Source organism: Hydrogenophaga crassostreae (assembly GCF_001761385.1).
Classification (GTDB): Bacteria; Pseudomonadota; Gammaproteobacteria; order Burkholderiales; family Burkholderiaceae_C; genus Hydrogenophaga; species Hydrogenophaga crassostreae.
The window spans coordinates 282,164-295,105 of the sequence record NZ_CP017476.1 but is presented as its reverse complement, the minus strand read 5'-3'; the positions used below and the strand labels follow the sequence as shown (position 1 = coordinate 295,105).

The 12,942-nt window shown below is 60.8% G+C and carries 14 protein-coding genes; 4 read left to right on the top strand and 10 right to left on the bottom strand.

The window, feature by feature from the left end; genetic code table 11:
* Positions 1-6 precede the first annotated feature (6 nt).
* Positions 7-1,296, bottom strand: coding sequence for a D-amino acid dehydrogenase (locus LPB072_RS01445; RefSeq protein ID WP_066095171.1), 1,290 nt, complete (start codon positions 1,294-1,296; stop codon positions 7-9).
* A 173-nt stretch (positions 1,297-1,469) separates the two neighbouring features.
* Here LPB072_RS01445 and LPB072_RS01440 point away from each other — a divergent pair, with 173 nt between their 5' ends.
* Positions 1,470-2,396, top strand: a complete 927-nt coding sequence (locus tag LPB072_RS01440; RefSeq protein WP_066095169.1) for a LysR family transcriptional regulator ArgP — start codon at positions 1,470-1,472, stop codon at positions 2,394-2,396.
* 45 nt (positions 2,397-2,441) lie between these two features.
* Here LPB072_RS01440 and LPB072_RS01435 read toward each other — a convergent pair whose 3' ends face one another.
* Together LPB072_RS01435 and LPB072_RS01430 are read right to left on the bottom strand one after the other, a co-directional pair.
* The gene (locus tag LPB072_RS01435; protein WP_066095166.1) at positions 2,442-2,897 is read right to left on the bottom strand and encodes a fasciclin domain-containing protein; all 456 of its coding nucleotides are present in this window, start codon (positions 2,895-2,897) and stop codon (positions 2,442-2,444) included.
* A 91-nt stretch (positions 2,898-2,988) separates the two neighbouring features.
* Entirely contained in the window at positions 2,989-3,510 is a 522-nt protein-coding gene (locus tag LPB072_RS01430; RefSeq protein ID WP_082877138.1) for a fasciclin domain-containing protein, read from the bottom strand.
* A 231-nt stretch (positions 3,511-3,741) separates the two neighbouring features.
* Here LPB072_RS01430 and LPB072_RS01425 point away from each other — a divergent pair, with 231 nt between their 5' ends.
* The gene (locus LPB072_RS01425) at positions 3,742-4,380 is read left to right on the top strand and encodes a TetR/AcrR family transcriptional regulator (RefSeq protein ID WP_231943378.1); all 639 of its coding nucleotides are present in this window, start codon (positions 3,742-3,744) and stop codon (positions 4,378-4,380) included.
* A 161-nt stretch (positions 4,381-4,541) separates the two neighbouring features.
* Here the strand turns inward: LPB072_RS01425 and LPB072_RS01420 are convergent, their stop codons facing one another.
* The 3 genes from LPB072_RS01420 to LPB072_RS01410 form a co-directional block, all read right to left on the bottom strand.
* The gene (locus LPB072_RS01420) at positions 4,542-4,964 is read right to left on the bottom strand and encodes a universal stress protein (RefSeq protein WP_066095160.1); all 423 of its coding nucleotides are present in this window, start codon (positions 4,962-4,964) and stop codon (positions 4,542-4,544) included.
* Positions 4,965-5,050: 86 nt separating this feature from the next.
* Positions 5,051-5,938 carry a metallophosphoesterase gene (locus LPB072_RS01415; RefSeq protein ID WP_066095158.1) on the bottom strand — a complete coding sequence of 296 codons (888 nt, stop codon included), beginning with the start codon at positions 5,936-5,938 and terminating at the stop codon, positions 5,051-5,053.
* Positions 5,935-6,930 (bottom strand): LysR family transcriptional regulator, encoded by a 996-nt coding sequence (locus LPB072_RS01410; RefSeq protein WP_066095155.1) that lies wholly within the window; start codon positions 6,928-6,930, stop codon positions 5,935-5,937. The genes LPB072_RS01415 and LPB072_RS01410 overlap by 4 nt, the downstream gene beginning before the upstream one ends.
* 107 nt (positions 6,931-7,037) lie before the next feature.
* Here LPB072_RS01410 and LPB072_RS01405 point away from each other — a divergent pair, with 107 nt between their 5' ends.
* Both LPB072_RS01405 and LPB072_RS01400 read left to right on the top strand, forming a co-directional pair.
* A complete protein-coding gene (locus LPB072_RS01405; RefSeq protein WP_157559215.1) occupies positions 7,038-7,403 on the top strand; it encodes a hypothetical protein in 366 nt (121 codons plus the stop codon).
* Positions 7,404-7,710: 307 nt separating this feature from the next.
* Positions 7,711-8,271 (top strand): hypothetical protein, encoded by a 561-nt coding sequence (locus LPB072_RS01400; RefSeq protein ID WP_066095151.1) that lies wholly within the window; start codon positions 7,711-7,713, stop codon positions 8,269-8,271.
* Positions 8,272-8,368: 97 nt separating this feature from the next.
* Here LPB072_RS01400 and LPB072_RS01395 read toward each other — a convergent pair whose 3' ends face one another.
* The 4 genes from LPB072_RS01395 to LPB072_RS01385 form a co-directional block, all read right to left on the bottom strand.
* The gene (locus tag LPB072_RS01395) at positions 8,369-10,243 is read right to left on the bottom strand and encodes a phosphoenolpyruvate carboxykinase (GTP) (protein ID WP_066095148.1); all 1,875 of its coding nucleotides are present in this window, start codon (positions 10,241-10,243) and stop codon (positions 8,369-8,371) included.
* Between the two features lie 361 nt (positions 10,244-10,604).
* Complete coding sequence (locus LPB072_RS23630) at positions 10,605-10,748, bottom strand: hypothetical protein (RefSeq protein ID WP_197508890.1); 144 nt, start codon at positions 10,746-10,748, stop codon at positions 10,605-10,607.
* A 78-nt stretch (positions 10,749-10,826) separates the two neighbouring features.
* Positions 10,827-11,252 (bottom strand): PaaI family thioesterase, encoded by a 426-nt coding sequence (locus tag LPB072_RS01390; protein ID WP_082877128.1) that lies wholly within the window; start codon positions 11,250-11,252, stop codon positions 10,827-10,829.
* A gap of 28 nt (positions 11,253-11,280) precedes the next feature.
* Positions 11,281-12,741, bottom strand: a complete 1,461-nt coding sequence (locus LPB072_RS01385) for a mechanosensitive ion channel (RefSeq protein ID WP_066095145.1) — start codon at positions 12,739-12,741, stop codon at positions 11,281-11,283.
* Positions 12,742-12,942 lie beyond the last annotated feature (201 nt).

Below are 12,942 nucleotides of genomic sequence, written 5' to 3'. Positions count from 1 at the left end.
GTGGCCCTAGCCGCCCGCGAAACCAAACGCCATCGCAGGCTTTTCGCCATTGATCAGCTCGGCCAGCGCTTTGCCTGAGCCCGCGCCGTGCGTCCAGCCCAGCGTGCCGTGGCCTGCGTTGATCCAGAGCTTGCCGATTTTGGTGCGACCAATCAGGGGAATGTTGGTCGGTGTGGCGGGACGCAAGCCCGTCCAGAACTGGGGATCACCACCCTCTTCAGGCGTCCGCGTATCGGCCATGCCTGGGAAGACTTCTTCGATGCGGCGCACCAGCATCTCGCAACGCTTTTTGGCCAACGGCGTGTCCAGCGCGAGATCAAAGCCACCCAGCTCAATCGTGCCTGCGACGCGAATCTGATCGCCGAGGCGCGACACGGCGATCTTGAGTGAGTCGTCAATCATGCTCACCTTGGGCGCTTGCTCGGGACGCAGCAACGGCAAGGTGGCGCTGTAGCCTTTACCGGGGTAGATGGGCACCTGCAACCCGACCGATTTCAGCAACGGCCTGGTGTAGGAACCGCAGGCCACCACATAGGCATCAGCCTGCAGCGCCAAAGCCTTTCCAGTGGCGCGGTCACGGACATTCACTTGCGTTGCAGCACCACCATCGGTTTGGATGCCTTCAATGTCGTGGTTGAACTGCATGCCTGCACCACGCTGTTCGCACAGGGCGGCGAGTTGCTGGGTGAATACCTTGGCGTCGCCCGATTCGTCTGATGGCGTGAAGGTGCCGCCCACGATGCGATCGGCGTAAACCTTGAGCGCTGGCTCAACCTTGAGCAGCTCTTCGCGGGTCAGGATGTTGCGCTTGACGCCAAACTTCTGCATCAGGGCCGCCGCTTCGCCCGCACCATCAAACGCCTTTTGATCGCTGTAGTAATGGGCAATGCCGCACTCGAGGCGGTTGTACTCCATACCCGTCTCTGCCACCACGTCTTTCAGCGCGGCGTGGCTGTAAGCCCCCAGTGCCACGATCTGCGCCACATTGCGTTCAAATGCCCTGTCATTGCACTGACCAAGAAACTGCAAGCCCCAGAGCCATTGCGCCGGGTCCATTTGCGGCCGGAACAGGAGGGGTGCGGTGGGCGAAAACATCCACTTCAGCGCCTTCAGCGGCGCTTCGCGGTTGGCCCAGGGCTCGCAATAGCTGACCGAAATTTGTGCCGCATTGGCGTAGCTGGTCTCCAGCGCCGCATCGGGCTGGCGATCCACGATGGTGACCTCATGCCCACGCTGTATCAAATGCCATGCCGTGCTCACACCGATGATGCCTGCGCCCAAAACCACAACCCGCATGTCGAACCACTCCAGATGGATGAAAAAAGCTGGTCGCGAGTATGAGAACAACGGCGACGATAGTGAAGCAAAATTACACTAAAATCGTCCGCATCAGTGCAGCTAATACAACTCCTTCAGGCCTTGCGGCGCCGTAACCGGCCTGTCCGCCGACCTTTTCCACTGGAACCCCCATGAGCACCTTCGACCCAGACGCTTTGGAATGCCTGGCCGCCATCATTGAAGAAGGGGGCTTTGAACGCGCAGCCCAACGCCTGTCGATCACCCAATCGGCTGTCTCACAACGCTTGCGGGCGCTGGAGGCCCAGGTGGGCACGGTCCTCATCGTGCGCAGCCGACCACTCAAGCCCACTTCGGCCGGGCAGCTCATGCTCAAACACGCCAAGATGATGCGGCTGTTGCGCGCCGATCTGGAAAAAGACCTGAAGGAGCTCGCACCCAGCTCGACCGGCAATGGGCGCGAAGAGGAGCGCATTGCGGTGGCCATCAATGCCGACAGCATCGCCACCTGGGCCTTGCCCGCACTCAACCCCCTGGCCCAAGGGGGACTGCCGATTGAAATCATCACCGATGACCAGGAGTTCACCCACGAATGGCTGCGTGAGGGCAAGGTGCTCGGGTGTGTGACCTCGCTGGGCCAGGCCCTGCGTGGCTGCAAGATGGAGGCTTTGGGCGGCATGGAGTATGTGCCTGTTGCTTCTGCCGGCTTTGCCGCGCGGCATCTGAGCAAAGGTCTGAGCACCCACAATTTTCACCAGGTGCCGTTTCTGGCGTTCAACCGCAAAGACCACTTGCAGCACGAGTTTGTCTCCCGGGCATTTGGCCTGACCCGCGTGATGCTCAAGCAGCTGTTTGTGCCATCCAGCGAAGGGCGCGTGAGGGCGGTGCAAGCAGGCTGGGGCGTGAGCGTGTTGCCCGAGCTGCAGGTTCGCGACCTGATCGCCCAGGGCGAACTGGTCAACCTGGCGCCCCGCCACAGTCTCAATGTGGCCCTGTATTGGCACTGCTGGAATCTGAGCTCCGATGTTCTGGATTCGCTCAGCGCTGCGCTGCGCCAGGCAGCGGCCCAGAGCCTTACCCCCGCCCCCGTCCCGGCGTAAAAAAGGCCCTGCGAGCAGGGCCTTTTGACTGGCGGAGAAAGCGCCTTACTTCGGCATGATCACCGAGTCGATCACGTGGATCACACCATTGTCGGCCGCGATGTCTGTGGCCGTGACTTTGGCGTTGTCCACCATCACCCCGTTGGCGGTGGTCACTGTGATTGCACTGCCCTGCACGGTTTGCACCTTGCCAGCCTTGACGTCTGAGGCCATCACCTTGCCTGGCACCACGTGGTAGGTCAACACAGCAGCCAGCTTGGCTTTGTCTTTCAACAGCGCATCCAGATCGGCCTTCGGGACTTTGGCAAACGCAGCGTCGGTGGGGGCGAACACGGTGAACGGGCCCGCTCCCTTGAGCGTGTCGATGAGGCCGGCTTCCGTCAGGGCCGTGGCCAGGGTTTTGAAGTTGCCCGCGGCCACAGCCGTGTCGACAATGTCTTTGGCCTGTACAGCGGTCAATGCGCCAAAAGCCAGCAAGGAAGCGATAAGGGTCTTTTTCATGATGATGTCCTGATGAGTCAAGGGTTGAGGGAAAAGGAAAAGGAAAAGGAAAGTGGGAGGGCCGGAGGGGAAACGGCGGTCGGACTCGCGCTCAACCGGCTGGCGGGAGCAGAACCTTGTCGATGGCGTGAATGAGGCCATTGCTGGCAATCAGGTCGGTTGCCACCAGTTGGGCACGGCGGCCCCGGGCATCGGTGATCGCCAGACTCTCGTCAACGGTGAATGCAGCACCCTGCAACGTGCCCACCGAGGCGGGTTTGGGCAGCCCGCCGACGTCGTTTGCCCGTATCGCGCCGGAGACCACGTGATAGGCCAAGACGCTGGTCAATAACGCCTTGTCGGCCAGCAATGCGGCCTTGCTCAGGCCGAGTTCGGTCAGCACGGCCGCAAACGCATCATTGGTCGGGGCAAAAACCGTGAACGGACCGGGCCCATTCAGCGTGTCGACCAAGCCAGCGGCTGTCACCGCTTCAACCAGGATGCTGAATCGGCTGTCTCCAGCCGCCAGCGCCACGATGGTGCCGGGTTCGTGGTCATCGCCTCCCCCGCAAGCTTGCAGCAACGGGGCCGTGGCGCCAGCACCCAGTGCCAGCAGAAGAGAGCGTCGGTTCATGGGCATGTCGTGTCCTTTCAGGTTCGGATGTACTGCGGAGTGAGGTCGGCGGCGGGCAAACGTAGAAGCAACCCTTCCGGTCTTTCGATCGAATGAATTTCACCGCCTGAGCCGAATATTAGCCTCAAAAGGTCAAAACGTGACTGATTGGTATTTTTTCCTACTGATTAGTGTGGTTATCGACTTTCACGTCGGATTCGGGCAAAATCTTTGAACAAAAGAAGGACCCTCATGGCCAGCGAAGCAACCTCATCCAACCCCTCCCCGAGCCCCAAACGCAGCTTTCGCGAGCAGATGCACATTGCCCGGGAGGATGCAATCGTGTCTGCCGTGAACCGGCTGTTGGCCGAGAAAGGCTTTGAGGCCATGACGGTGGACGAGGTGGCCGCCGAGGTGGGCATTGCCAAGGCCAGCTTGTACAAGCACTTCCCGAGCAAGGAAGATCTCGCTGCCGCCGCCATGGTGAGGGTGATGAACCGCGCAGTGGCGTTTCTCGACAGTCTGGACACCACCCAACCCCCGTTGGAGCGGCTCAAGCGTGTGGTCCGTTGGACCATCGAGGTAAAGCTGGACGGCGAAATGCCTTCGCTGCCCAGTGAAAGTTCCAGCCTGCGCCAGACCCTGACCACCAACAAAGCCTATGTGGATGGCCTGATGAATGTGAGCGACCGCCTGGGTGGCTGGATTACCGAGGCCCAGGAAACAGGCGGCATCAACGCCGCCTTGCCCCCCCTCGTGGTGCTGTACACCTTGTATGCGCGGGCCTGCGACCCGGTGCTGGGTTTTCTCAAGAGCGCAGGGCTCTACACCAACGAGCAGATCATCGAGATGGTCTTGAGCACCTGCTTTGAGGGCCTGAACACGCGCTGAGGCGCAGAAGCGCTGGCGCCTTGGACAACAAGAAGGATTGCCCTGGCGCCGGTCTTGTTGCCCCTGAATTGTTGATTTGAAAGGCCCGCCTCAGGTGTCGCGGCGCACCGGGCGGGATCAACAACCCGGCCCCGTCCCCGAGCCGGGCCATCGCTGGAGCGTTACCGAACCAGCAGTACCGGAACCGAGCAGTGGGCCAATACCTGCGTCGCCACCGAACCCATCACCAGATTGCCCAAGGCGCTGTGGCCGTGCGAGCCCATCATGACCAGATCGAACTTGCCCGCTTGCGCGACTTTTGCGATTTGTTCGCCAGGTTGCCCCACTTTGTGCACCACCTTGGGCTCGATGCCATGGCGGGCCAGGAACTTGACAACCGGGTTGGTCACTTTGACCGACTCGTCGGTGTAGTAACCATTGGCAATCTCCGCCCCCACAGCAGCGCGTGCACGCGGTGGCAGGGGCGCCTGAATAGAGACCAATGTGAAATCATTGTCGGCGCTGAACATGTTGTCATGGGTGGCCAGGTAGGCCAGCATTTTTTTGGTGTAGCTGCTGCCGTCTACCGCGAGCAAGATTTTCATGGTGCACTCCTGAAGATGGGAATCGATACAGCCAGTCTACGCCCCGTCGCGCCCCAAACCTTGCGATAACGCAAGGCGGGTTCAGATCAAACTTCGATGAGTCCGGCTGGCTGAAACGCGCCTTGCTCGTTCTTGTCTGCGTAACCCAGCGGATTGGCCACGATCCGGCAACGGCCTACCTGCACGTCCTGGGGGCAATGCAAATGGCCGTGCAACCACACATCGGCCAAGGGCAGGAGCTCATCCAGTCCATTACAAAACCCGGCCGTTCCCGGACTCAGGCCGTAGCGTGGATCGGCACTGTGTAGTGTGGGCGCAAAGTGGGTGATCACTATCGTCCGTCCCTCGAAAGACTTTGCCAAGGCCTGGCGCAACCACGCCTGGCATTCAAGGGCCAGCTCACGCATGGCGGCGGCATCAAACAAGGCGCCGCCGCGCATGCCTGCCATTTTGCTCAGGTAGAAGTTCGCCGCCCGGAAAGCCTTGTCGCGCTGACGCAAACGGTAAGTCACCGGATCAACGGGTGCGGGAGCGATGGGATGCGCTTTCGCCCGACCCGGTGCGCTGGCTTTGGGCACGGCCACGGGCTTGTCAGCCAGTGCGTCGAAATCTGCCCACAGCGTGGTCCCCACCAGGCGCACATCGTCAATGGTCAATACCTCGCGCTCCAGCCAATGAATGCCCAGGCGTTCACAAGTGGCCCTCAACTCCCGGTGTGCATCATCAACGTCCAGCGCGTCGTACTCATGGTTGCCCGGGACAAACACCACCGGCACAGGCCAGCCTGCATACCGGGGAAGTGGCGAGAAACGCTGCAGCCCCCAGTCAGGCTCCAGCATCACCGAGCCATCCCGGCGGCATTGGTAAGAGCCAATATCCCCCGCCAACACCAACAGTTCGGCCCCGGCGGCCGGCTCGGCTACGTAGCCCGGATTCGCCTCCAGATGCAGGTCACTCAGCAGTTGCAACTTCATCGGCGCATCGTAGCGGGTAACACCACACCCGACGTATCCTCGAAACCCTGCGTGGCGGCCCGGTCCACCGCCTGACGCAACCAGCGGTGGGCACTGTTGTGTTCCGCTTGCCGCTGCCACAGGGTATCCACGTGCACGGCGGGCACAGCCAGCGGCAACTCGCTCAGCGCCAATTTGTGCACCATGCCTGTTGCGCCCACAAAGTGACGGGGCAAGACCGTCAGCAAGTCTGTGGTTGCGACCACCTGTCCTGCCGTGAAGAACTGGTTGACCGTCAACACGACACGCCGCTGGCGCGACAGCGCAGTCAGCGCTTCATCGACAAAGCCATAGGCACGCCCAGAAAAGCTCACCAGCAGATGCCGCGCTGCGCAGTAGGCGTCCAGCGTGAGCGGCGCCTTCGCCAAGGGATGGTCCCGGCGCATCACAACCACGTATTCGCCGTCATACAGGCGCTGATGCATAAAACGCGGGCTGTCCTCCTGGAGGTGAATGGCACTCAATTCCGCCAGAACCCCGGGGAAATGGCCAATGGCGAGGTCGGCTTTGCCCGACTCCAGCAATTCGCGCGGATCCCGCGTGGTCAGCGGCAGAATGCGCAGGTTCACGCCTGGCGCCTCGCTCTGCAGAATATCCATCAGGGCAGGCACCACTTTCGCCGCGGTTGCGTCGGCCATTGCCATCACGAACGCATTGCGTGCGCTCGCCGGATCGAACTCCCCGGGCGCCAACGACTGTCGAAGTTGCTCCAGCGCGTCGCGCACGGTAGGCCACAGCGCCAAACCCACAGGCGTGGGCTCCACCCCGTAACCCGCCCGCCGAACCAGATCATCGCCCAGCGATTCCCTCAAGCGACGCAATGCATTGCTCACGGCGGGCTGTGTCATCGAGAGGTTGTGTGCCGCGCGGGTGAGGTTGCGCTCGGCCATCACCTCGTCAAAAACCCGCAACAGGTTCAAGTCGAGGCTGCGGAAGTTGCGGTCATTTATCATTTCTGTGAATGTAATTCATCATAAAGATAAATTGGCACGAATTAGGGGTTTACCCTAGTATCGTTGGTACCGGTCCAGCAGGACCAAGTCCACCAATGGAGTTCGCCATGAGCGCCTCGCAGCCGATTTTCGATTCCTATTCCCGCCCCCAATCGCTGGATTTCTCGGACAGCCTGCTGGCATTCCCCAGCTGCGGTACCTTGATTGCGCGCTTCAAAACCGCGCTGGGCAACTGGGCCCAGACTTCGATCCAGAACCAGGCCGACACCGCCCTCTGGGACAACCCATCGGTCGACGCCCGCATCCAGACCGAAATGGTTCGAGCATTCGAGCGCCCCGCCCACGTTCTGGCAGCGCCCTTCGATGAGCCTTCGTCAGCATCTGATCAGCATCCCTTGAACGATGGCTGGGCGCAGATCATCGAACACGCCTACCAGACCCGCTTCCACAGCAACGGCGCGCGACACGCCTAAGCCCCCGCCGCTTGGGGAGAACAAGCCCCCAGGCCCCTCGCCACTGCCAACCGCAGTGGCTTTTTTTCTGTTGCGCATACCGCATCAACCCGCGAGACCGCTGGGTGAAGCCTCGATTCAGCGCATTCAGCCTCCATATCGAGCGACGAAACTCCACAACACACGGTAAACAGCAGTAAACGGTCGTGAATTTCCTCACGACATTAACAGTGTGAATGATATTCATCACAAAAATAAACTAGGAAGATTTCAGGGTTTACCCTAGTATCGACGCATTGATACCCGTTTTGCCTTTTGAAGATTCCCCATGAGCACCATTCTTAATTCCTTTTCCCGCACCGCATCTGTGCGCAACGCCGCCCAGGCCAATGGCGACACGTCGATGGGCTCTGCCCCTTCCCGCATCGGCGTTCGCAGCCTCACCGTGATGCTGCTGGCAGCCGCTGTTTCCGCCCTGGTGGTCTTTGCCGATCAGTACGTGGGTGTCTGGACCGACGGCCACCTGTTTTTTGGCTGGGTGATTTTGTGGGCCGTGGTGTTTGCAGGCCTTGCGCTTTTTGCGGGCACCGCACGCAACCTGGCCGCTCGCACGATGAACCTGCTGGACCGCTGGTCGCAATCGATGGCACACGCCCGCGCAGAAGCCCGCTTGTGGGACATCGCCAAGAGCGATCCACGCGTCATGTCGGAGCTGATGGTTGCCCGCATGCGCGATCAGGATGCCAAGTTGGACACCGATTTTGAAGCCGCACTGGCACCCATGGGCTTTGAGACCCCGGTTGCCACAGAAGCCACCACCGGCTGGGGCCGCTTCCCTGAGCGTCTGGCCGCCAGCCGCGCCCACCGCATGCACCTCTACTACATCTGATCGGGCTACGCGCCAGCCGCACACAGCCCGCAGCAAAAAAGCCACCGATCTCCCGGTGGCTTTTTTTATGCCTTCAGAAAAATGGCACGTTCGGTGCTCAGACCGCAGCCAACCGTTTCTCCAGCTCGGCTTTGGTGGCCACCAAAGCCTGAGGCAAGTGGTATGCCAGCTTCTCGAAATGGGCATCGTGCAGTTTCAGCTCGGCCTGCCAGGCGGCCTTGTCGATACTGGTCACCGTCTTGAACTGCTCAACGCTGAAATCCAGGCCCGCCCAGTTGACTTCGGCGTAAACCGGCGCGGTGCCGAACATGGTGGTTTCACCCTGGACCGTGCCTTCGATGCGGTCAATCATCCACTTCAAGACGCGCATGTTGTCGCCATAGCCAGGCCAGACAAACTTGCCAGCGTCGTCTTTGCGGAACCAGTTGACACAGAACATCTTGGGCAACGCCGCGCCAGTCTTGGCCAAGGTCCCTTCCATGTCCAGCCAGTGCTGGAAGTAGTCGCTCATGTTGTAGCCGCAGAAAGGCAGCATCGCGAACGGATCGCGACGGACCACACCTTGCGCACCAAAGGCGGCTGCGGTGGTCTCCGAGCCCATGGTTGCGGCCATGTAAACGCCTTCGGTCCAGCTGCGCGCCTCGGTCACCAGCGGCACCGTGGTTGAGCGGCGGCCACCGAACATGAACGCGTCGATGGCCACGCCGTTGGCGTCGTCCCACTGAGGATCAAGGGCCGGGTTGTTCTGGGCACCCACGGTGAAGCGTGAATTGGGGTGGGCGGCTTTGGCGCCGGTTTCCTTGGCGATCTGGGGTGTCCAGTCTTTGCCCTGCCAGTCGATCAGGTGTCCGGGCACCACGCCGGTGTCCTTCTCGATGCCTTCCCACCAGACGTCGCCATCGTCGGTCAGCGCCACGTTGGTGAAGATCACATTCTTGTTCAGCGACAGCATGCAGTTCGGATTCGTGTGCATGTTGGTTCCAGGGGCCACGCCAAAGTAGCCCGCTTCCGGATTGATCGCATAGAGTTTTCCGTCGGCGTGGGGCTTGATCCAGGCGATGTCATCGCCGATGGTGGTGACCTTCCAGCCGGCAAAACCCGCTTCGGGAGGCACCAACATGGAGAAGTTGGTCTTGCCGCAGGCGCTGGGGAACGCCGCTGCCACGTGGTATTTCTTGCCTGCCGGGTTGGTCACACCCAAGATCAGCATGTGCTCGGCCAGCCAGCCTTGCTCACGGCCCATGCTGGAGGCGATGCGCAATGCCAGACACTTTTTGCCCAGCAGGGCATTGCCGCCGTAGCCAGAGCCGTAGCTCCAGATCTCTCGCGTTTCTGGGTAGTGAACGATGTACTTGACCTCGGGGTTGCAAGGCCAGCTGCTGGTGTCTTGCTCACCGGCGGCCAATGGCGAGCCAACCGTGTGCATGCAGGGTACGAATTCACCGTCGGTGCCGAGCACGTCAAACACGGCCTTGCCCATGCGGGTCATGAGCTTCTGGTTCACGGCCACGTAGGCGCTGTCGGTCAGTTCGACACCAATGTGGGCGATGTGCGATCCCAGCGGGCCCATGCTGAACGGCACCACATACATGGTGCGACCTGCCATGCAGCCATCAAACAGGGGATTGAGCGTCTCGCGCATGTCGGCCGGAGCCATCCAGTTGTTGGTCGGGCCGGCGTCTTCTTTCCTGGCCGAGCAGATGTAGGTACGGTCTTCCACGCGGGCCACGTCGGAAGGGTCCGAACAGGCCAGGAAACTGCCAGGGCGTTTGGCGGGGTTGAGTTTCTTGAAGGTGCCGGCGTCGACCAGTTGCTGACAGAGGCGGTCGTACTCGGCATCGCTGCCATCGCACCAGACAACATCGGCGGGCTTGCACAGCGCCACCATATCGGCGACCCAGGCAATCAAGCGGGCGTGTTTGACGTAAGCCGGGGTGTTGAGCGCAAGGCCCTGCATCGCGGGTGAGTTCATGGAAAAGGCTCCTGAAGTTTGTAAAGCGGCAGGCTCAAGAGACGGCAACAGCCGCGGGCCACATGAAAATACGGCGGGCGGCTGTCAAAAATCCCCTGGCGGTAAAGGGCAGGTCGGCGCTCGGGCTGTGTGAGCGGATGGCAAACACAGCAAACCTCGGAGCAATACGCTGGGTGGGTGGTCCCAGCTGGGGCTCAGCGTGTCAACCAATGCTTTGATTTTATGAAAGCACCGGGTCAGTTACCGGCAAGTTACATGCAAAACTTGCATAACCTGATGCACGATGAAGGCATGGCCTGGCGCTCGGGCACAAAAAAGCCGGCGGCCCAAGGGGCGCCGGCTTTTCCAGAAAAAACTGCGGTCAGGCCATGAACACCGCGATGAACGCCAACAAGAAAATCAAGACGGCGCCTGCAACCGGCAACACGATGGGCATCATGGGAACAATGGACTCGACCACATCTTGGGGTTCGTCGCTGTGATTCTCTTTGGGGGCGTGGGACATGGTCACTCCGGGAAATTTTGACAAATATCAACGTCGATTCTAAGCGCTGCGCAATGAAACACCAACACAAGCTGCGCCTTACTGCAACGCATAGGTCGTGCTGGCCCGGCAAACGCTCTTGCCGTCCTGGGCTGCGGTGATATCGATTTCTCCAAACACCAGGCTCTTGCCCGCCCGTATCACGCGCGCCGTGACCAAGGCATCCTGATTGACCAGCGGCTTGAGAAAGCTGGTGTTGAGCTGCACGGTACTCATGGGTTGCCGGTTCCCCAGCCGGGTCACCACCGCGAGCACCATCGCGGTATCGGCAGCGGCCATCAGGGCCTGGCCGCAAACCATGCCGCCGATGCGGCACAGCGCCGGATCCCGGGGAAGGCGCAGGGTGACCGCACCATCCTCACACGACTCCACCCGCAGCCCGAGCGCCTGAACCCAGGGCGCAAACCATTCGCGAAGAGCTGCCGTCAATACGGTGGCATCGATCAAGGCGCTTGGTTCGCTCATGGGTTCAGACGGGATCGTGCGCCCGGGCTCAGTCGTTTTTGCGGAACTTCGAGAGCCAGTGCTCCATCAGCTTGCCGGCGGCTTCGCGGCCACCCAGGCCAAATGACAAGGCTACTGCCACAGCCACGGCACCCAGCGTCAAGCCAAAGGCCAGATTCACGATGTCATCGGCAATGCCCATGGCACGCAAGCCCATCGCCAGCACCAACGCGAGAATGGCGAAGCGCGCAATGCGGGCCAAACCCTGGGTGTTGGCGCCACTGGCACGGTCGATGGCGGTGTAGGCCACGTTGGCCAGCCAGAAACCAATGACCAGAATCGCACCGCCCAGCAACACGTCGCCACCGAAGGTGATGAACTGGGTGACGACATCGCTGACTTGCGTGAAACCGAGCTGGGAAGCCGCTTCCACCGAAGCAAACAACATGGCGAAGAACATCACGACATTGCCCACAAAGGTGGACGCGCTGGTCTTCTCGAACGCTTGCGCCAGACCAATACGGCCAGGCAAGGTGTCAAAGCCCAATGTGGCCAACAGGCTGGCAAACAGCTTGGAGGCGAATGAAGCCACCATCCAGGTGATCACCAGGATCAGGGCGGCCGCAATCACGTGGGGCACACCATCCATGAGCATGGACAACATGTCGGTCGCAGGCCTGGAAATGGCTTCGATCTTCAAGGCATCCAGCGCAGCGATCAGTGACGGCAGAAAAACCGACACAAACACCAGCAGACCCAGCACCCCGGAAATCTTCACCGAATCGGTCAATCCCGCTTTGGCACCAACGCTGTCCACCCCCGCTGTGCGGCTCAGGTTGGTCACCAGATTGCGCAGCACCGTTGCCACGATCCAGCCGATGCCACCAATCACCACGGCGGCGACCACATTGGGCAGCATATCCAGCGATTTGGTCACCATGACGCTCAGCGGCTCCAGCATGCCGCGCATTTCGAGCGCGCCGAGGATGGCCGGCAGGAACAGCAAGATGACCAGCCAGAACAAGGCACCGGCCAGGCTCTGGCCCATCGGCGACATGTCGGCGTGCTCGGACAGTTTTTCATCCAGCGATGTCTTGTCGAGCATTTTTTGAGCCACCGTGCGAACGATGGTGGCCACCAGCCAGGCCACCAGTGCCAACACCAAGCCGGCCAGCAAGCGTGGCGCGAACTCAAAAATCTGCGTCAGGAGGGCGCTGAATGGCCCGGATACCATGGCCAGGTCAAGGGAGTTGAACCCCGCCACCAGGGTCAGCAAAATCACCGTCCAGAAAGCGCCCAGTCCCACGGCGCCCTCCACGTCAACACCGTTGCCCGTCAATTTGCCCAGGCGCTGGTTGACCCCGGCATACCCCAGACTCTTGCGAACAGCGGCTCGCACCAGCACGGCCACGAACCAGCCCCCGACAAAAATGGCGAGCGCGCCCAGCAGTTGGGGAATGTGGTTCCCCATGTTGTTTTGCAGGGAAGCCCACAAGGCGGACATATTCATGATTTTTCTCCATTCAACGTTCAAACAATGGCCATCATGCAAGGCGTGGCCCACCCCGTCAACTTTTAGCTACGTCATTTTGGGAACTTGATGGCGAATGCGAACGAATCGCACACAAAAGCAGCAAGATATCGGCAGATGTACCACCCGCAAGGAGACCAGACGAGCCCAGGCGGTGCGGCCAGATGGCCTCAAGCGTGG